Origin of the sequence: Arthrobacter sp. NPDC056691 (assembly GCF_042791415.1) — a bacterium.
GTDB lineage: Bacteria > Actinomycetota > Actinomycetes > Actinomycetales > Micrococcaceae > Arthrobacter.
Window position 1 is genome coordinate 42,840 of sequence record NZ_JBHTXX010000011.1, and the last position, 19,220, is coordinate 62,059.

Here is a 19,220-nt window from a genome sequence, read left to right on the forward strand (position 1 = left end):
TGCAACCTACCGGCGCGAAAGCGTGGGTGGGCTTTAAGAAGCATCGACGTGACAGGTTCAGTCGCGCCGGCCCCGCCCTTCGCTGTCGTCATCGGCTCGGCCTGGAACCGCGTCTTCACCTTCTGACAGTTCGTCAGGAAGTCCGTCTGTAATGCCGTGATGACGTACTGCATGGCTCTCTTCCGAGTTGGAGGGGAAGTTGTAGGAGGCGCCGGAGGCGTGGCTTGCTTCGGGCCAGCGGGAGGTGATGACTTTGCCGCGGGTGTAGAAGGAGACGCCTTCGGGACCGTAGATGTGCTTGTCACCGAACAGGGAAGCCTTCCAGCCGCCGAAGGAGTAGTAGGCCACCGGAACGGGAAGTGGCACGTTGATGCCGATCATTCCGACATCCACGGAGCGCTGGAACTTTCGGGCTGCCGCTCCTGAGGAGGTGAAGATCGCGGTGCCGTTGCCATAGGGGTTGGCATTGATCAGCTTGATGCCTTCGTCCAGGTCCTGGACGCGGACGACAACGAGGACCGGTCCGAAGATTTCCTCGGTGTAGGCGCTCATTTCGGTCTTCACGTGGTCGATCACGGTGGGGCCGACCCAGAAGCCTTCCTCGTGGCCCGGGACGACCAGGTCGCGGCCGTCGACCACCATCGCAGCACCCGCTGCTTCGGCCTCGGAGATGGTTTTGACGATGAAGTTCTTGGAGTCTGAGCTGATGACCGGGCCCATGTCGGCGTCCGGTTCGGTGCCGTTCTTGACTCGGACGTCGAGTGCCCGTTCTTCGACTTTCTTGACCACCAGGTCGGCGGCGTCTCCGACTGCCACGGCGACAGAGATCGCCATGCAGCGCTGGCCCGCGGAGCCGAAGGCGGCGGCGGCGAGGTGATCGGCTGCGTTGTCCAGGTCGGCATCAGGCATGACGATGGCGTGGTTCTTCGCTCCGCCGAGGGCCTGGACCCGCTTGCCGTGTGCGGTGGCCACTTCGTTGATGTGCTTGGCGACCGGGGTGGAGCCAACGAAGGAGATGCCGTCCACGTCCGGGTGCGTCAGCAGGCCCGAGACGACTTCACGGTCTCCGTGGAGGACCTGGAAGACGCCGTCGGGCAGGCCGGCCTGCTTCCAGAGCTTTGCCAGCAGCATCGCGGCGGACGGAACCCGGTGGGAGGGCTTGAGGATGAAGGCGTTGCCGGTGGCGATCGCCATCGGGGCCATCCACAGCGGCACCATGACCGGGAAGTTGAACGGGGTGATGCCGGCGACGACGCCGATCGGCTCGCGGAAGGAGAACACATCGATGCCGGTGGAGACCTGGTCCGAGTATTCGCCCTTGAGCAGCGTCGGGATGCCGCAGGCGAACTCGATGACTTCCAGCCCGCGGCCGATCTCGCCCTTGGCGTCGGAGAGGACCTTGCCGTGCTCGGACGTGATCAGATGGGCCAGTTCGTCCACATGGGTGGCGACGAGCTCGCGGAACTTGAACAGGACAGCGGTGCGCTTGGCCAGGGAAATGTCGCCCCACGACTTGGCAGCTTCCTTGGCGATGGCCACGGTGGCATCCAGGTCCTCACGGCTGGCCAGGCGCAGCTCGGCCGTGACCTGGCCGGTGGCAGGGTTGTACACGGGCTTCGTGTCGGTGCCCGTACCTGAAGCCTCGGCACCGCGGATGAAGTGATTGATGACGGTCATTTCTTATTGCTCCTGTAGTAAACGGTGGTGTTCGCTTTGGGGGATTGGCTTCGGTAATGTGCTCAGGCTCTGGCTTCTGCCAGCGGACGGCGGCCGTCCAGAACAGCTTGAGCTCCGAGGACAGCGTCGCGCACAGTATTTGCCATGCTCTGTTGCGTGAAGCCCATTACGTGCGGGGAGAGGCAGACCCGTGGATGGTCGAATATCGGATGATGAGCGGGAGGTTCCGGATCGAAAACATCGAGTCCGAGCCCTCCAAGTTGCCCGGACCTTAGTGCTGTCAAGGCGGCATCTAGGTCGACTAGCCCACCCCGGCTGCAGTTGATCAGGATGCTTCCCGGGCGTCCCAACGCCAGCCGGTCCGAGTTGAACATTCCGGCTGTTTCTTTAGTTAGTGGGATATGAAGCGTGACGAAGTCACTCTCCTGAACAAGGTCGTCGATATTGGTGCGTCTTATTTGCTCTGGAATCTCCGCGAATGGGTCGTAGGCCAGCACGCGGAGACCGAACGCGAGGGCGATTTGCTCCACTCTTCGGCCTATCCGCCCGTACCCTACGATCCCTAGCGTCCTGCCCTCCAAATCACCGACCAAAATCTTGTCGCGCTCATTCCAACGTCCACCTCTGACGATGCTGGTGAGCTCACTGAGCCGCTTCACGAGTGACAGCAGGTGTGTAAAAACGCCTTCCGCCACCGAGGACGTGTTGCTTCCGGGTGTGATGACCACGGGGATACCGCGTCGTTCCGCCTCGGCCACGTCGACCAGATCGGTTCCCACCCCAGTTCTCGCCAAGACGCGCAGTTCAGGCATACGATCCAAGACAGCGCCGTCGATTCGATAGGCGGCACGAACAATGGCCGCATTGGCGCGGGCGAGGTCGTCATCATTCGGATGAGCTATGAACTTCTGGTTCGGACCCATCAGCGGCACCACTGTTCCTTCGTCGACTGGTCCCAAAGCGACGAAGATTTGTACGGGGTGGGACATCGTGTTTCCTTAGGTGTTGTGGGGCCGCAATCCCGGCTTGAAGGCGGACCGGTTTCTTTTGGTGGTGGTCAGTTGCGGGCGGTGTCGAAGGCGTCGCGGAGGGCTGCGGCCATGATGGTGGAGTCGGATCCGATGGCGACGAACCGGAAGCCTTGGCGGACGTATTTTGCCGCGCCCATGCCGTCGACTGCGAGGATTCCTGCTGCCTTGTTGTGCAGCTGTGCTGCGGCGATGACCCGGGCGAGTGCTTCCTGGAAGATGTGGCTGTCGAGTTGGAGGGGTACTCCCAGGGCGTAGGACAGGTCCAGGGGGCCGACGAAGATGACGTCGACTCCTTCCTGCGCTGCGATGTTTTCGACGTTTTCCAGGGCCTCGAGGGTTTCGATCTGCATGATGCCCACCGTTTCCTGATCGTTGGCCGTCAGGGGTTCCCGGTCCATGCCCCACCGGCAGGCGCGGTTATAGGTGGCCACGCCGCGGTCTCCGTGGGGCGGGTAGCGCAGGTGCCGGACGGAGTCCTGGGCTTGTTCGACGCTGTTCAACCGGGGAACCATGATGCCGGCCGCCCCGTTGTCCAGGACGCGGCCGATGCGGATCCGGTCTCCGGATTCAACCCGGACGATGGCTGGTACGCCGTAGGCTCCGGCGGCGATGACGCCCTCACGGACGGCGTCCTCTCCCCCAGACCCGTGTTCAAGGTCGATCAGTACCCAGTCGGCTCCTGATGCCGCGCAGACCTCGGTGGCGGTGGCCGATGCCAGCCCGACGAAGGTGCCGACGGTGACTTCACCGGCGGCCAATCGGCGGCGAAGCTGGCCTGCGTTCAGGGGTCCCTGGGTCATCCGAACCACCGCTGGCGGCCGCGTGCCTGCTCGTATTCGGAGCGCAGCTTGTTGACCCATTCCTGGCCAGATACTTCTGCCGGGGCTACGTCCCACCAGACGTCTCCGCCGGGCAGGTCCACGTGGGGAACGGTGGGGACCACGATGACGACGGGTCCCTGGGCATCACGGGTGGACGCGAGAGCTTCTCTGACCTCTGCCGCGGTGGTGGCGCGGATGGCCAGTGCACCCAGGCCTTCGGCGATCTGTCGGAGATCGACTTTGAGGTAGTCGCCGTCCAGGCGTGCCTTGGGGGCGTCGTCGAGGGCGACGCTTCCGCCGGTGGTGCGGTAACGGAATTCGTTGCCGAATTCCTTGCCGCTGCGGTTCATCTGCAACCGGTGGATGACCTGGTACCCGTGGTTTTCGGAGACGACGACCGTGACGTTCAGGCCTTCCTGGGCCGCGGTGACGATCTCCGTGGGGGCCATGAGGAAGGTTCCGTCGCCGATGAAAGTGACCACGCGGTTGTCGTTGTTGCCCTCGGCGAGGCGGACGCCCATGCCTGCGGCGATTTCGTAGCCCATGCAGGAGAACCCGAATTCCAGGTGGCAGTTGCGGTTGCCGGTGGCGTCCCAGACTTTCTGCAGGTCACCGGGAGGTCCCCCGGCGGCTGCGATGATGGTGTCGCCGGAGCGGGCGTGCTCCTGCATCAGTCCGATCAGCTGCGGCTGTGTCAGCACTGCACCGGTGACCGGGGCGTCGGGGTGGTCCTCGGGGCGGAAGGCGGCGTCGGCGTCGAGCCACTGGGCCCGGATGGGAGCCCATTGGGCCTTCTCGGTGTGGACGGTGTCCTGCCAGGCTTCGCTGGTGGTGTGGCCCTCCAGTGCCTGGGCCAAGGCTTCGAGCCCGAGCCGTGCGTCCGCGAGGATGCCGGTGGCGCCCTGCTTGCGGGTGTCGGCGTCGACAATGTTCAGGGACGCGAACCTGACGTTTTGGTTCTCGAAGATGGACTGGGAGCCGGTAGCGAAGTCGGTCAGGCGGGTGCCGACGCTGATAACGAGGTCGGCCTGCTTGACCAGGGCGTTGGAGGCGAAGTTCCCTTCCAGCCCGACGCCGCCGACCTGCCACCATTCGTCCTTGGTCACGGCGCCCTTGCCACCGAAGGTTTCAACGACAGGGATGCCCGCCTGCCCTGCGAGGGCTTCGAGGGCGGCGTGGGCGTCGGAGTAATGGATGCCGCCGCCGGCGATGATCACCGGACGCTTGGCTGCGCGGATGAGCCCGGCAACCTCAGTGATTTCTGCCGGGTCGGGCAGGGTGCGGCGGATCTTCCAGTCGCGGGGTTCGAAGAAGGCGGCCGGGAAGTCGTAGGCGTGGGACTGCACGTCCTGGGGCAGCGAAACGACCACGGCGCCGGTGTCGGTGGGGCTGGTGAGGACCCGCATGGCCTGCGGCAGCGCTGTCAGGAGCTGTTCCGGGCGGGTGATCCGGTCGAAGAACCGTGACACGGGCCGGAAGGAATCGTTGACTGTGGCATCTGCTTCGGTGGGGTGTTCCAGTTGCTGCAGCACCGGCCCCTGGTGACGGGTTGCGTAAGTGTCACCGGGCAGCAGCAGGAGCGGGATCCTGTTCACGGTTGCCAGGCCGGCGGCGGTGACGAGGTTCAGGGCGCCGGGGCCGATCGAGGCCGTCACGGCCAGGACTGCCTGGCGGCGGCTCGCCTTGGCATAGGCGGTGGAGATATGGGCCATGTACTGCTCGTGGCGGCCCTGGATGAACGGCATGTCGTCGGCCAGTTCATCGAACGCCTGTCCGAGGCCCGCGACGTTGCCGTGCCCGAAGATCCCCAGTGCTGCAGGGACCAGGCGGCGGCGGACGCCGTCGGCCACTGAATACTGGACGGAGAGGTACTTGATGACCGCCTGGGCGGTGGTGAGCCTGATGGTCTGCGTTGGTGTGGTCATTGCCTTAATTCCGGTTAGTCGTGGTTACCAGGGGCGTCCGTGCAGGACGACTGTCTTCTCTTCGGTCATTTCCTGGACGGCGGAACGGACGCCTTCCTTGCCGATCCCGCTGCCTTTCAGACCGCCGTAGGGCATCAGATCGGCCCGCCACAGGGGGGACCAGTTGATGTGGATGTTGCCTGCATCGATCTGCCGCATGGCCTGCACCGACGCGGCCACGTCCTTCGTGAAGATGCCTGCGCCCAAGCCGTAGTCGTTGTCATTGGCCATGGCGACGGCGGCTGCCATATCCGGGGCCGAGGAGACAGCAACGGCGGGTCCGAACAGTTCGTTGCGGCTCAGCGGTGACCGCGGGTCAACGCCCGCGACGACCGCTGGGGTCACCACCGCCCCGTCGCGGTCACCGCCGGTGAGGACGCGGGCACCGGAATGACGTGCCTCGGTGATCGAGGAGTGGACACGGGATGCTTCTTCCTCTGAGATCAGCGAGCCAAGCCTGGTGTCGTCTTCCTTGGGGTTACCAACGGCGATCGCCTCCACCTTCGGAACAAGGGCATCCAGGAAGTCCGCCTCGATGCCCTTGTCGACGATGACCCGCTGCACCGAAATGCACACTTGTCCGGCGTTGATGAAACCGCCTGCCGCCACGGCGGTGGAGGCCAGTTCGAGGTCGGCGTCCGGCAGGATGATCACCGGACAGGAGGCCCCCAGTTCCAGGGAGAGTTTCTTCACCCCGGCGATGGAGCTGATGCGGGTTCCGGTAGCTGTTGATCCGGTGAAGGAGACCTTGCGGACCCGCGGGTCCGTCACAAGGACGTCGCCCAGGGAGCTGCCGGGTCCGGTGACCACGGATAGTGCTTCCGGCGGAAGACCGGCGTCGACAAAACACTGCGCGAGCTTCAACGCCGTCAGCGGCGTTGCCCGGGCGGGCTTGAGCACGACGGCATTACCCGCTGCCAGCGCCGGTGCAATCTTGTGCAGGACCAGCAGGGCCGGGTAGTTAAACGGCGTGATGGCAACGACGATGCCCACCGGCTGCCGCAGCGTGAAACCGATCTTGTCTAGACCCGTCCCGGCGTTGGCGTCCAACGGCAGCGTCGAGCCGTACAGCTGGCTGCCCTCGTAGGCCGCCAACCTGATGATGTTCCCTGACCGGCCGGCTTCACCCCGTGCCTCGGTGATGGGCTTGCCCGTCTCGGCGCTGATGGTCTGGGCGATGTCCTCGGCCCGCTCGTCCGCCAGGGCCGCAGCACGCAGCAGAATATCCACCCTGACATGCGCCGGGGTCGACCTCTGCAACTGCGCACCGATCTCAGCCCGGTCCAAGGCATCCCGCGCGTCCTCAACGCTTGCAACCGGGACCGTATCGATCGTCCTGCCGTCAAACGGCGAACGAACCTCCTCTTCACGGCCGTCAGCGGCACCACGCCAAGTTCCGGCGATTAACATTTCCATGGCTACTCCACGTTCCTAACTAAGTGATGGGGTGCCCGGTTCTTCACGGGCAGCGGGTCCCGCGGTAACGAGCGTTGACTGTCCAAGGCAGGAACCGGGTGGGGCGGGTTTGTGGGCTCGATGTGCGGCCGCATCAGAGGGTTTCCGGGTCCCAGGTGGCGGGGTCCAGATATGGAACATCACCTTTGTCCACGCACAGCTCGTACCCGTCTGAGCCGTGGATAAGTAGCCGGTTGTCGACCCCGGCGGCTGCAATCCAGACGCAGTCCCCATTAGGCGAGGCTGCCTCTACGACGCCAGTTCTGACAAAAGTTCCGCATTTCTCGACGCCGACTTCGACTCCGAGGAGGTGGCTCCAGCGTTCCGCCCGTACCACCTCACCTGACCTTGGCCAATGAGCCGCGGAGGGGAAACGGCCGTCTGGTTTCTGGGGTGAATGCATGCTTCCTCCTTAAAGGACTTGGGATGTGGCGCAGCTCCGTTTGGTGGGCAGGACGTCCGGGGCCGTTGATGCGCGGTGGTGCCGCAGCTTAACCCTCAGAGTTTGATCCAGCGCTGTTCGGCGATCGAGGTGCCGACGGCCCGGACGCATTCTGCTGCGCGCAGGACATCGGCGATGGTGGCACCTTCAGGCTTACCGGTGGCGATCGATGAAATGAGCCGTTTGGCCTCAATGACCTTCAGATCGTCGTAGCTCATGGCGATGGCGGTGTCGGGTTGGAACAGCCCGGCCTCACCATCGGCCGGCCCGATGCGGTGAGTTGACCAGGTGGCGGCCTGGTAGTCCTGATCAAGGCAGACCTGGAGTTCGCCCATGCGCCTGAAGTCCCAAGCGAGGGCACCGGTGGTGCCGTGGATCTGGAAGCCGTAGGAATTCTGTTCACCCACAGATGCGCGGCTGGCCTGCAGGACGCCTTTGGCGCCGTTCTCAAAGCGCAGCAGGGCGATGACAAAGTCCTCGTTCTCGACCGGGCGTCGTTCGCCTGCGTCTCCACGCGAGAAATGGGAAGCTGCGCCGTGAGCCGCCGGCCGTTCGGGAATGAAAATGGCGTCGTCAGCGAGAATCTGGTGGATCGGACCGACTATGTATTCGGCCAGGTCCAAACCGTGGGAGCCGAGGTCGCCGAGCACTCCGCTGCCCGCCAGTTCGTTGACGAATCGCCAGCTCAGTGCTCCATCGGGGTGGGCGGAGTAGTCGCTCAGCATTTGGAAGGCGACGTGTTTAACCTCGCCGATACGGCCGCCGGCGATCATTTCCTTGGCTAATTCCACCGCCGGAGGGTTGCGATAGTTGAAGCCGACTGCCGATGCGACGCCTGAGTCGGCGATCGCGTCGGCGATCTGGCGGGTTTCGGCCGCGTTGCGGCCGGCCGGCTTCTCGATCCAGATGTGCTTGCCGGCGCGGGCAGCCGCTACGGCAACATCCCTGTGCGTAAAGTTGGGTCCCGCGACGCAGATCAGGTCGATCTCGTCGTTGTTGATCAGGTCCTGCCAGTCGTTGGTCAGTTGCGTGAAGCCGAAGGAGTTACGCGCGTATTCAAGCCGGCCATCCTGGGATGTGTCTGCTACACCGACCAGATGCGGTCGGGCGGGCAGGTCGGGGTAATGCTGCAGTACGCGGCTCATGGCCTTGGCATGGACCTGGCCCATCCAGCCGAAGCCGACGATGCCGACGTTAATGTTTTGGATCATGATGGATGCCCGCGGCAGCCTGCTGCTGCGCGGTCCTTTCTTCTAGTGAGGCTGGAGGGGTGCGTGTCCGGACCGGAGGAGCCTTATCGCATGTCCGGGATTCGGGTGCGATCTCGCCCGTGTCCTATTTGCGCCGGTTGAAAAGCACGTCGACCGCGACAGCAAGGATGATGACGGCGCCCTTGACGAGGTCCTGCCAGTAGGCGGCGACGCCAAGCAACACCAAACCGGAAGACAGTGCCGAAAGGATCAGCACACCCAACACGGTTCGCGGGATGGAGCCGAAGCCTCCTGAGAGCCGGGTGCCCCCGATGATAACTGCGGCGATCGCGTCGAGTTCGGCGCCCGGCAGCGCGACCGGTGAGGCTGTTTGCAGACGTGACGTAAGCAGGATGCCGGCGACGCCGGCGCAGACGGCTGCGAGCACGTAGGCCGAGGTCAGCACACGGTCGACTTTGACACCGGCCAGCCGGCTCGCCTCGGGGTTGCCGCCGACAGCGTAGACGTGTCTGCCGAAGCGGGAGTAGGCCATTACGAGGTGCAGCACTACAGCAATCGCGACAAACCAGAAGATGATGCTCGGGAATCCCAGCACCTGGCCGCTGGTCAGCGAAAGGATCCACTGCGGAATGTCGCTGATCTGGCCGCCGTTGTTTACCAGCAGTGCGACGGAGGTCAGGATGGTCATCATGCCAAGCGTGACCACGAACGGGTTCACTTTTGCCTTGGCGATGAGCGTGCCATTGATGCTGCCGACGACGGCTGCGAATCCAAGCGCAGCGAGGATCGCGATCGCCGGATTGCTGGCAGTCAGAGCCAGGATAAGTCCTGAGACGACGGCCATCTTGGCCACGGAGAGGTCAAAGCCGCCTGTCAGAATCACCACGGTCTGGCCGACCGCGAGGATGCCGATCACGGAGGCGCTGAGCAGAATGCTGCGGACGTTAGCTTGGGAGAGGAACTGAGGATTGACGAATGCAAAAACGATCAGCAGCAGAACGAAGAAGGCAACGAGTCCGTTCTGACGCAACAGAATGGAAAGTCTCTGGCTCGAGGGTCCGGTCAGGGACCGCTTCTCAATCTGCTTGGGGTTGGTGAGTACGTTGGTCATGTCAGGCCTTCTGGATATTTGATTGCTGGGAGTGGATGCCCTCGCGTGCTTCTAGCAGGGCCTCTTCGGTGGCGTCGGCGCCGCGCAGTTCTGCGACCACGCGGCCACGGTCGAAGACGAGGACGCGGTGGCTCATACCCTGGAGTTCGGCGTGGTCAGCCGACACGATCAGCACCCCCATGCCGCTGCGGGCCAGCGCAACTACCTGGTCGTAGATTTCCCGTCGAGCGCCAATGTCGACTCCCAGGGTCGGTTCGTCGAGGATCAGCAGCGCCGGTTCAGTGGCCGCCCAGCGGGCGAGCAGCGCTTTTTGCTGGTTGCCGCCGCTGAGCGCTGAGATGGGCATGTCCGGTGAGGCACAGCGGACATCGAAGGACTTGATAAGTTCCAGCGCCCGCTTCTTCTCCCGGCGTCCGTTGATGAATCCGAAGCGACCGATCCGGTGTTCCATCACGGTCATGACGTTGCGCCAGACGGGCAGAACCGGAAGGAGCCCGTCTGTCTTGCGGTCACCGGAGACATACGCGACTCCCGCATGGACGGCGCGATCGGGACGGTTCAGGGGAAGTTGACGGCCTTTCAGACTCACTTTCCCTGACCCGCGCTCGGCACCGAAAATCGTTCGGGCAGCTGAGCGTTGGCCGCCACCGACGTTGCCGGTCAGCCCGACAATTTCGCCGGCTCTGACTGTTAGGCTGACGTCTTTGACGGAGGCCCCCTGCAGCCCCTCAACTTCGAGGACGATCTCGTCGGTCGGCTCCGGAAGTTCGGGGAAAAGGTCGTTGAGCTGACGACCGACCAGGAGCGGGATGATGTCTGACGGAGCCAGGTGGTCGCGGCCAAGGTGCCCCGCCACGGCGCCGTCCCGCAGAACGGTGACCCGGTCGCAGATCCTGGGCACCTCGTCGAGCCGGTGGCTGACGTAAATGACCGAGATCCCGCGCTTCTTGAGTCCGGCGATGATCTCGAACAGCTCGTCGACTTCATCGGAGTTCAACGCTGCCGTGGGCTCATCGAGGATGATCATTGAGTCCGCTTCCCACGCGGCGCGCAGGATCTCGACGCGCTGCTTTTGGGCGATGGTCAGCGATCCGGCCAGGGCCTTGAGGGGAACGTCCATTCCGCTGGCCTCGAGCATTTTGGTTGCTTCATCCATGATGTGGCTACGCAGCAGGACGGGTCCGAAACCCCGGGGTTCCTTGCCCAAAACGAGGTTCTCGGCGACGGTCAGGTTGTCGGCGAGCATCGAGTGCTGGTGCACGGTGGCAATTCCTGCTGCCAGCGCCGCGGACGGGCTGTGGAACGTCTGCTCTACGCCTCCGAGGTGGATGGTGCCCTCGTCGGAGGCGTGGACGCCACTCAGAACCTTGATGAGGGTGGACTTACCGGCCCCGTTTTCGCCAAGGAGACCGAGCACTTCCCCCCGTGCGAGATGCAGGTCAACACCTTTGAGTGCGGGAACGCCATTGAATTTCTTGACGACGCCCTTGACCTGAATATGGGGTGCCAATCCCGCAGTGGATTCCGACATCACCATTCACCGGGATACTTCGCAACGTTGTCCTTGGTCACTGTGACTGACTCGACCGACACGGTTGGGTGACCGTCCTGGTCCACAGTCTGGGGCTGCTTGCCGTTCAGCACGTCCACCAGGGCGTCAACTGCGGTCGCTGCATCCTTCTTGGGTGATACCCACACTGTTCCGAACAGAGTCCCGGACTGGACTCCGTCAATGCCTTGCTTGCTACCACCGATGCCGACGACCTTGATCGTTGCCTGCTTGCCGGCCTGGGCGACTGCCCGCGCCGCTGGGACCGCGCCCGCATCGTCGTGAACAGCGATGACGTTCAGCTTGGGGAACTTCTGCAGCATTGACGATGCGACGTCGGCGGCCTTGGTGGCGTCATAGTCAAAGGGCTGGGCATCGACTACCTGGATGTTCGGGCTGTCCTTGATCGCTGCTTTCAGTCCTGCAGTGCGGTCAATTTGAGGCGAAGAGCCAAGGGTGCCCTCGATAATGCTGACTTGGCAGGGGTCGATGTTTCCACAGGCTGTTTTGACCAGTTCGCCCTGCTTCTGACCGATCTGGACGTCGCTGAAGCCAGTGTGAAGGCGGGGGTTCGCACCATCCGGACCCCCGTACTTCATGTTCAGTGCGCGGTTGCCAGTAATCAACGGGATGCTGGCATCGGTGGCTGTGGTAACCGAGACCTTATTCGCAGTGACATCGACGGGGGCGATGGCCACTCCGTTGACGCCGCTGGCAATCAGCGAGGAGACCTGCTGGTTCATCTGATCGGCGTCGCCCTTGGCATCGCTGAATTTGATGTTCACCCCGAGCTTCTTGGCTTCATCCTCTGCACCGTTCTTCCATGCAGTCCAGTAGGTCTGCGAACCGTCCGGCAAAGCAACACCGATGGTCTTGGGGCCAGAACCGCCGCCGGTGCTGGCAGGGCTACCGCCGCAGCCCGTAAGGGCGAGGGATCCGACTGCGGCCATCATGGCTGCGGTGACAATAACTGAATTTTTCAAAATTCCTCCACTTCATTGGGGTGGATCGGTCAGACTTACTGCCAATTCCGTCGGACCGGTCCATTTTAGGTGGCAAATGGATTCCACGGTTCTTGGGATGGGGAGCTATCAGCCGATTGGACCGGTCCATTCAAGGTTAGGTGAATTACGTCTCAGTGGCAAGAGGTTTCCGTAATTCTGTTGATGGGCTCCATGGAGCGTTGGCGCTCCCGGGCCACCCGGGCAGGCCGTGGGCGGTCCCGACCTGCAGGTTCGTGCAAGGTGCGGGGGCTGTATCAGGCGTAGAGCGCTGGTCGCTTTGGCATGTCGATGGTTTCTGTCTGGCCACTGGCCAGGGATGCAACACCTGCGGTGCTCACGACGGTTGCGGCGAGGCCGTCCCAGGCGCTGGGGCCGTCGACAGGGCTTCCCGCCGCAACGCGGCTCACCCAGTCCTGCAGCTCTCTGTCGAAAGCGTCAGAGAAACGTTCCCGCCAGTCATCCGGGACGTTGAAGCCGCTGCGTCCGTTGGTTCGGAGCATGATTGGTGCGTGCTCGGCCAGCGCGACGGTCCCCGTCTCACCGACGACTTCGGCGCGGATGTCATAGCCGTACGAGATATTGACGGAGGTCTCCACCGTTACAACTGTCTCGTCCGTTGTTTTCAGTATCATCAGCAACGGATCAGTTGTCGCTCCGGCCCTGGGGTGCGCCCGCGGACGAATGACCTGAATACTGGAGAACTCCTCCCCCAGGATCCAACGCCCGATGTCGAAGTCGTGGACCGCCGAGTCCACAATCGGCATCTCGCCGGTGTAGCTGGGAGGGACCTCCGGGTTGCGGTGCGCTGAGGTCAACAGCAAGGGCCGGCCGATGCGTCCTTGGTCGATGGTCTCTTTCAGTTTTTGGTAGGCGGGGTCATATCGTCGCATGAACCCCAGCTGAACCAGCCGCCTTCCCCCTGCTGTTTCTGCGGTGACGATGCGCTCACAGTCGGCGATGTTAGTGGCCAGCGGCTTTTCGCAGAACACCGGTTTACCGGCCTCGACGGCGCCAAGGACGTAGGGTGCGTGCGTCGGCCCACTGGAGGCGACCAGCACTGCGTCAACTTTCGGGTCAGCGATCAGCTCGTTTCCGTCCCGGTGAATGGTGGAGATGTCAAAGTCGCGGGCCGCCCGTTCAGCACTGGCCAGGTCGGCGTCGGCGACGGCGGCGAGCCTGACCCGGTCCATGCCGGCCAATCGAGTCAGATGCTCACGACCGATCATTCCGGTGCCGATCACGCCGATCGCGATGCTCATGTGACCACCTTCCTGTCCATCGGAATGGACGTTTGTCGTGGATCGGCGTCCGGGGAGGGTGCTGCCATCGAGCGGTGGAGGGCTGCGCGCGTGAGCAGCGATGCCTCCACAAGCTCCCGGTCCATCAGCCCGCGTCTGCCTGATTTAACCCAGGCCTGGAACGCCGCGATGCCGTCCGCAAACTGGTCTGTTACGAACGTCTCCCGCGAGACCAATTCGTCGTCGCGGCCCCAGACGGTGACTGTTGCCGCCTCGTGCGGCAGCGGGTCGAATGCCTTGTCCAGTTCGATCCGACCGCCGGTGCCCAGGACTTCGAGCCGATTGACCAAGGGTCCATCAAATCCGCAGTCGAAACTCGCTGCGACGTTGTCGAACCCCAGAACACCCGAGGTATACGTATCCACGCCCCGCTCGAAATGGCCGGCGGCCTGGGCACTGTTGGGGGCCTGCCCGAGCAGCGAGACTATCGCGTCGACCGGGTAGCAGCCGACGTCGTTCAGGCTGCCGCCGCCGAGGTCAGGGTCGAATCGGATGTCTTCGCGGTCGCGGTCGATGGCGAAGTGGAATCGTCCTCTGAGCGCCTTTAGCTCGCCAACAGCCCCTGACCCGATCAGTACCCGCAGCCGGGCTTGTTGAGGATGATGGCGGTACATGAATCCCTCCATCAGCGCCACGCCCGCATTTTCGCAGGCGGAGCTTGCTTCATCGAGTTCTTCTCGCGATCCAACGATGGGCTTCTCGCACAGCACATGCTTGCCGGCCGCAGCGGCACGGCCGATCCATTCGGCGTGCAGCGCGTTCGGCAGCGGGATGTATACGGCATCAATGTCCGGATCCTCGAGCAGCGCCGCGTGGCCTATGTAACTGCGGCTGATGGCGTGGTCCCGGGCTACAGACGTGACGCTTTCGCGCCTGCTCGAAATGGCGACGACCTCCCCGCCCACCGCCCGGACTGCGGGCAGGAAGCGCCTGATCCCGATCCGGGCGGTCGACAGGATGCCCCAACGCAGGGTCACTGCCCGAGCTCCCGTTCCAGTTCCCGCAGGAACTCCACGGAACGTTTCACGTCCGCGGTGGCCTTGACGGCGTCCTCCGGCCCGGTCAGCATGGTGTCCTGTTCGAGGGTGAACCACCCGTCGTAGCCGTTTCGTACCAACGCGGTGATGATTTCGCGCACGGGGATCGCGCCGTCGCCCAACGGGACGAACATCCTGCGACGCACTCCTTCGGTGAAGTTGAAGTCCCCGGCGGAGAACTGCTCGCCCAGCTCACGGTCGACGTCTTTCAGGTGGGTGTGCTTGATGCGACCGATGTGCTGTTCAGTGAAGGCAAGTGTGTCAGCCCCCGCCGAATGCAGATGGCCAGTGTCCAGGCAGATCGCCACCGTGGTGTCGGCCACGATACGGTCCACGTCTGCCGCCGTCTCAATCATGCAGCCGATGTGGGGGTGCACCACGACGGTGATCCCATGTTCTGCGGCCAGTTCGTTGACGGCCTCAAGATTGCTGCACAACACTTTCCAGCCGGTCTCGTCCAGTACCGGCTTGAAGTCGTAGTCCGGCAAGCCTGTTGCTGCGGCGAGGACGAGTGTCGTTGCACCGGAAGCCTCGTATGCCTGCAGTTCAGGCTTGATCGCCAGAAGTGGGTCGGTCTCGGGGTCGTGCAGGACGACGGGAAAGAATCCGCCAATGCCGTGCAGGCCCTGCCCCGACAGGAAGTCCCGCCGCTCGTCCGGGGTTGTGGGCAGGAATCCGAGGGGGCCGAATTCAGTGGCCTTGAACCCAAGGTCCTTTATGGCGTCCAGAACCACGGCTGGCTCGAGTTGGTAACCCCATCCTTCGACTTCCACCAGGCCCCACGAGATGGGTGCGGCCGCCAGCCGCGAGATGATGTTGCTCAATCCGCTCCTCCTTGAACGTTCTGGTCCCAGTCAATGACTGAGCCGGTGACTACTCCGCTGCGCTCAGACAGCAGAAATACAACGAACTCGGCGATCTCATCGATCTGGCCGAGCTTGCCCATGGGTACCGATGCATTGGCCTTCTCCACCCAGTCGTCGGCGGCGCCGTGAAATTTCTTCTGGGTCTCCGCTTCGCCCTCGGTCTCCGTCCAGCCGATGTCGATTCCGTTGATCCGGATCCGGTCCCATCGATGCGCATGGGCGGCGTTTCGGGTTGCACAGGCCAAGCCGGCCTTGGCCACTGAATATGGTGCGAGATACGGGGCGCCGCCCAGCTCTGCGGTCGAGATGATGTTCACGATCGTGCCCGGCCGGCCTGAGTCAACCAAGTGCTTGATTGTCTCGGACATGATGAAGAACGGTGCCCGCACGTTGATAGCCATGTGCTGGTCAAAGACTTCCGGGGTGGTGTCCAGCATCGAACCGCGGGACGTCAGCCCCCCGGCGTTCACAACACAATCCACCCGTCCAAAGTCAGTGATCGTACGGCGCACCGAATCGATCGCGCTGGAGACATCAGCGAGGTCAGTGCGGTAAAAAGCCGCCTTGACACCGAGCTCTTCCAATTCGACGGCGACCGACTTGCCGCGGTCGGAACGCCCGGTGATAGCGACACCGGCGGCACCTTCGCGTGCTGCCGCACGGGCGATCTCAGCACCCAGTCCCTGGGTAGCACCGCTTACCAGAACGACCTTGTCCTTCAGGAGCTCACGCCCGAACATTGGCGCCCCATTCGATCCCAACGCTGCGTCCGGTCTTGGCCGATTCGGCTGCCGCCACCGCAAGCTCAAGGGCCCGCATTCCGTCCAGGTAGCTCGGAGACGGCTCGACACCACTGATGACAAAATCAACGAAGGCATCCAGCTCGGCGCGGTATGCGTCGGCATACCGTTCGAGGAAGAAGTTGAGGTTCGGGTCACCCTGGCCCGTACCGCGTCCAGTGGAGCACTGCACTGTCGTGGGCAGAACGTTGCCCGCCTGAAGCATGCCTTCGCTGCCGAATGCCTCCACCCGCTGATCGTAGCCGTAGGCACTATGCCGCGAATTGATGATGGTCACCAGCTCGTCCCCCGCGCCTCTCAGCGTTACTACCGCCTGGTCGAAGTCGCCGAGTTCCTTGGTGTAGTCGGAGAACGCGTTTCCTCCGTATGCATGAACCTCAACAATGTCCGGCACAAAGAACCGGGCCATATCAAAATCGTGGATCGTCATGTCCCGGAAGATCCCACCCGAGGTAGCCACGTACTCTTTCGGCGACGGCGCAGGATCCCGGCTGGTGATAGTCAGCTGTTCGAGCCTCCCGATTTCCCCTGCCTGAGTCCGTGAGTGAACGGCCGCGAAGTTCGGATCATAGCGCCGGTTGAAACCGAGCATCAGCGGTGCCTGCGAAGTTTGCAACTGCTGCCAGGCAGACCTGACACGGTCAAGACTGAGGTCGATGGGCTTTTCGCACAAGACAGCCAGACCCTTTTCCGAGGCCTGCAACATCAGGTCGATATGTGTGCTGTTGGGCGTTCCGATAACTACGGCGTCCAGGTCCTGGGCGAACGCCTTAGACGTGTCGGTAGTGGCCAACCCGCCAATGGAAGCGGCCAGCTTCTCAGCAGCATCCCCGAACGGATCGCACACTGCAACCAATTCCAGCCCGGGATGAGCGGCTATGTTTCGTCCGTGGATCTGTCCGATCCTGCCCGCCCCGAAAAGCGCAACCCTGAGCTTCTCCTGCATGAATTCACCTTCCGGTAATAAGTACGATCATTGTTATTGGACCGGTCCGATAAGCCGTCTTCTACATGAAGGGCCCAAGGTGGCATGCGCCCCACAATTTCAAAACTTTGCATGACTCCCGGGAGGATGTTGGTTCTGGATATTGCGCCCGAACCACGATAGAATGGACCGGTCCATTCGTTTAGTGTAGGACGCCAACGTGATCCATGCAACATGCTCGAGTGCCTCGTCGCTAACGAGACGACAGCCGTTGTCAGGCCAGCCGGCCGGGAAGACGGGGCGGAAATACGCATATTCTCGTTGTCATGACCCTAGATCGGAGCCCGCTCGTGACGCCTAGTGACGACCAACGACGACCAACCATCCGGGACGTCGCGCAGCACGCGGGGGTGTCGAAGTCCCTGGCAGCCATGGTCTTCCAGGGATCGCCACGTGTTAGCGAGGAACGGCGCGAACGAGTGCTTAGCTCAGCGCAGGAGTTGGGCTACAACCTCAACTGGGCCGCGCGCTCCCTGAAAGCAGATCCCTCACGGAACTCGATCGTCGGCCTCGTCATACGAGATCTCCGCCAGCCCTGGGCTTCCGACCTCGTCGACGGCGCCCGCCCAGTTTTCGAAGCCGCCGGTTACAAGGTGCTGCTCAGCGTGCTGTCTTCCTCGGATTCCTCACACCGCACCGACTTCACATCCTTGGAAGTTTTGCGGGACATCGGCGTAGCCGGCATTCTTGCGGCCGGATCAGTACCAGACGGAGACGCGTTTGTCTCAACCGTCAACTCTGACTATGTGGTATTCGCTGGCTGGGAACCCACTGGTGGTCGGTATGACGCCGTGCGAAGCGATGACGAACTCGGGATGTCCATGGTCATTGATCATCTTGTGGGTCGGGGGCACAAGCGCATCGCCCACATAGGCGGACACGGCGGCGTTGTTGCGGCCGGCCGCCAGCTCGGCTACGAAAATTCAATGCGGTCTCACGGCCTCGCAGACAGGATCAGCGTTCGGTCCGCGGACTTCTCCGCGGAGGCCGGTTACCGGGCAGCCACCGATCTTCTGGCCGTACGGAAGGTCCATCGGCCAACCGCACTAGCGTGCGTCAACGACCTGGCTGCCTTGGGAGCCATGCGTGCCGCTGACGACCTTGGCATTCCTGTCGCCGTCACAGGCTACGACAACATCGAAATCGCGTCCCTCCCCCGTATCGGCCTGACGACTGTCGATCCCCAGAGCAGCACCATGGGAGCCCGGGCGGCCGATTTCCTGGTGCAACGGCTGAACGGATCAGACCTCGACCGCCGCAGCGAAATAATCGCCCCTTATCTCGTCGTGCGCTCCTCCAGCGCGCGGCAAGATCCTGCCGCCTGAGAGTTCTTGGCCTGCTGCTTCATGAGCCTGCCGGGTGGGAGCGCCCATGTGGTCGCATAGCCCTCTGATGTTTGCTTTGCGATGTCGACTCCGGTCATGGGTTCGCCCAGGGGACACATGGATCATGTAGCGGGTCGCTTGGTTGAGGGAATCTCACAGGCGTTTGAGGTATCTGCGCTGCTGACTGTTCACGGGCGGACGTGAATGCCGTAGACCACGACGTAGACGGGTCCGCCTGCCGCGACGGGTGTCGGCGGCAGGCAGACGAATAACAGGCGCTTCTGCTCAGCGTGTGGTGAGTTGGTCCGCAGCGGTATTGAAATCGAAGTAGTTCCCCGATTCGGGACCTTCCTCGTATTCGCAGCGATCGGAGTTTTTGCCATCGCCTTCAGCGTCAAATTTCTCCCTGAAACAGGGGGTACGCAGCCCCGAGGAGTTCGAAGAAACCTCTAAGGCCGAGTCCTTGCAGCAGATTAAGTAGGCATGGCTCTAAACCAAGAGGGAAGAGATGGTAGGGGTGGTGCCAGTGCGCCGCCCCTACTCCTATGGCAGGCGGCCAGCCGTTGGACCAGATCTCAGCGCCACTCCGGGCGACGCACCCTACTTCCGACCGACGATCACTGCGCCAGTGAAGTACACCTCAA

Annotated in this window: 14 protein-coding genes and 1 pseudogene; 1 reads left to right on the plus strand and 14 read right to left on the minus strand. The window is 62.9% G+C overall.

Going from position 1 to position 19,220, the window contains the following annotated elements; genetic code table 11:
- Window positions 1-186: 186 nt before the first annotated feature.
- From ACFRAU_RS11210 to iolG, 14 genes and pseudogenes are all read right to left on the minus strand, one after another.
- A pseudogene (locus ACFRAU_RS11210) lies at window positions 187-1,677 on the minus strand (CoA-acylating methylmalonate-semialdehyde dehydrogenase); the annotation flags it as partial.
- A 62-nt stretch (window positions 1,678-1,739) separates the two neighbouring features.
- Window positions 1,740-2,666 (minus strand): NAD(P)-dependent oxidoreductase, encoded by a 927-nt coding sequence (locus ACFRAU_RS11215; RefSeq protein WP_377999955.1) that lies wholly within the window; start codon window positions 2,664-2,666, stop codon window positions 1,740-1,742.
- 68 nt (window positions 2,667-2,734) lie between these two features.
- Window positions 2,735-3,508, minus strand: a complete 774-nt coding sequence (locus tag ACFRAU_RS11220) for an HpcH/HpaI aldolase/citrate lyase family protein (RefSeq protein WP_377999956.1) — start codon at window positions 3,506-3,508, stop codon at window positions 2,735-2,737.
- A complete protein-coding gene (gene iolD, locus ACFRAU_RS11225; protein WP_377999957.1) occupies window positions 3,505-5,454 on the minus strand; it encodes a 3D-(3,5/4)-trihydroxycyclohexane-1,2-dione acylhydrolase (decyclizing) in 1,950 nt (649 codons plus the stop codon). The genes ACFRAU_RS11220 and iolD overlap by 4 nt, the downstream gene beginning before the upstream one ends.
- Window positions 5,455-5,478: 24 nt before the next feature.
- Window positions 5,479-6,909: an aldehyde dehydrogenase family protein gene (locus tag ACFRAU_RS11230; RefSeq protein ID WP_377999958.1), complete on the minus strand. Its 1,431-nt coding sequence runs from the start codon at window positions 6,907-6,909 to the stop codon at window positions 5,479-5,481.
- 537 nt (window positions 6,910-7,446) lie between these two features.
- On the minus strand, window positions 7,447-8,601 hold the full coding sequence (locus ACFRAU_RS11235; RefSeq protein ID WP_377999959.1) for a Gfo/Idh/MocA family protein: 1,155 nt from the start codon (window positions 8,599-8,601) through the stop codon (window positions 7,447-7,449).
- 124 nt (window positions 8,602-8,725) lie between these two features.
- On the minus strand, window positions 8,726-9,712 hold the full coding sequence (locus tag ACFRAU_RS11240; RefSeq protein WP_377999960.1) for an ABC transporter permease: 987 nt from the start codon (window positions 9,710-9,712) through the stop codon (window positions 8,726-8,728).
- A gap of 1 nt (window position 9,713) precedes the next feature.
- Window positions 9,714-11,249, minus strand: a complete 1,536-nt coding sequence (locus ACFRAU_RS11245) for a sugar ABC transporter ATP-binding protein (protein ID WP_377999961.1) — start codon at window positions 11,247-11,249, stop codon at window positions 9,714-9,716.
- Window positions 11,243-12,214 (minus strand): sugar ABC transporter substrate-binding protein, encoded by a 972-nt coding sequence (locus ACFRAU_RS11250; protein ID WP_378000034.1) that lies wholly within the window; start codon window positions 12,212-12,214, stop codon window positions 11,243-11,245. Before ACFRAU_RS11250 ends, ACFRAU_RS11245 begins: the two co-directional genes overlap by 7 nt.
- A gap of 305 nt (window positions 12,215-12,519) precedes the next feature.
- Window positions 12,520-13,524 carry a Gfo/Idh/MocA family oxidoreductase gene (locus ACFRAU_RS11255; protein WP_377999962.1) on the minus strand — a complete coding sequence of 335 codons (1,005 nt, stop codon included), beginning with the start codon at window positions 13,522-13,524 and terminating at the stop codon, window positions 12,520-12,522.
- Window positions 13,521-14,540: a Gfo/Idh/MocA family protein gene (locus ACFRAU_RS11260; protein ID WP_377999963.1), complete on the minus strand. Its 1,020-nt coding sequence runs from the start codon at window positions 14,538-14,540 to the stop codon at window positions 13,521-13,523. Before ACFRAU_RS11260 ends, ACFRAU_RS11255 begins: the two co-directional genes overlap by 4 nt.
- Window positions 14,537-15,424: a TIM barrel protein gene (locus ACFRAU_RS11265; RefSeq protein ID WP_377999964.1), complete on the minus strand. Its 888-nt coding sequence runs from the start codon at window positions 15,422-15,424 to the stop codon at window positions 14,537-14,539. Before ACFRAU_RS11265 ends, ACFRAU_RS11260 begins: the two co-directional genes overlap by 4 nt.
- Window positions 15,421-16,206 carry an SDR family oxidoreductase gene (locus ACFRAU_RS11270; RefSeq protein ID WP_377999965.1) on the minus strand — a complete coding sequence of 262 codons (786 nt, stop codon included), beginning with the start codon at window positions 16,204-16,206 and terminating at the stop codon, window positions 15,421-15,423. Before ACFRAU_RS11270 ends, ACFRAU_RS11265 begins: the two co-directional genes overlap by 4 nt.
- Entirely contained in the window at window positions 16,193-17,212 is a 1,020-nt protein-coding gene (iolG, locus tag ACFRAU_RS11275) for an inositol 2-dehydrogenase (RefSeq protein WP_377999966.1), read from the minus strand. The genes ACFRAU_RS11270 and iolG overlap by 14 nt, the downstream gene beginning before the upstream one ends.
- Before the next feature lie 329 nt (window positions 17,213-17,541).
- On the opposite strand from iolG, the gene ACFRAU_RS11280 reads away from it, so the two are divergent.
- The gene (locus ACFRAU_RS11280; protein ID WP_377999967.1) at window positions 17,542-18,576 is read left to right on the plus strand and encodes a LacI family DNA-binding transcriptional regulator; all 1,035 of its coding nucleotides are present in this window, start codon (window positions 17,542-17,544) and stop codon (window positions 18,574-18,576) included.
- Window positions 18,577-19,220: the final 644 nt, after the last annotated feature.

Excerpts from the sequence above, each read along its gene's own strand:
- ACFRAU_RS11215 (WP_377999955.1), bottom strand. The coding sequence starts at position 2,666 with ATGTCCCACCCCGTACAAATCTTCGTCGCTTTGGGACCAGTCGACGAA.
- ACFRAU_RS11220 (WP_377999956.1), bottom strand. The coding sequence starts at position 3,508 with ATGACCCAGGGACCCCTGAACGCAGGCCAGCTTCGCCGCCGATTGGCC.
- iolD (WP_377999957.1), bottom strand. The coding sequence starts at position 5,454 with ATGACCACACCAACGCAGACCATCAGGCTCACCACCGCCCAGGCGGTC.
- ACFRAU_RS11230 (WP_377999958.1), bottom strand. The coding sequence starts at position 6,909 with ATGGAAATGTTAATCGCCGGAACTTGGCGTGGTGCCGCTGACGGCCGT.
- ACFRAU_RS11235 (WP_377999959.1), bottom strand. The coding sequence starts at position 8,601 with ATGATCCAAAACATTAACGTCGGCATCGTCGGCTTCGGCTGGATGGGC.
- ACFRAU_RS11240 (WP_377999960.1), bottom strand. The coding sequence starts at position 9,712 with ATGACCAACGTACTCACCAACCCCAAGCAGATTGAGAAGCGGTCCCTG.
- ACFRAU_RS11245 (WP_377999961.1), bottom strand. The coding sequence starts at position 11,249 with ATGGTGATGTCGGAATCCACTGCGGGATTGGCACCCCATATTCAGGTC.
- ACFRAU_RS11250 (WP_378000034.1), bottom strand. The coding sequence starts at position 12,214 with ATGATGGCCGCAGTCGGATCCCTCGCCCTTACGGGCTGCGGCGGTAGC.
- ACFRAU_RS11255 (WP_377999962.1), bottom strand. The coding sequence starts at position 13,524 with ATGAGCATCGCGATCGGCGTGATCGGCACCGGAATGATCGGTCGTGAG.
- ACFRAU_RS11270 (WP_377999965.1), bottom strand. The coding sequence starts at position 16,206 with ATGTTCGGGCGTGAGCTCCTGAAGGACAAGGTCGTTCTGGTAAGCGGT.
- iolG (WP_377999966.1), bottom strand. The coding sequence starts at position 17,212 with ATGCAGGAGAAGCTCAGGGTTGCGCTTTTCGGGGCGGGCAGGATCGGA.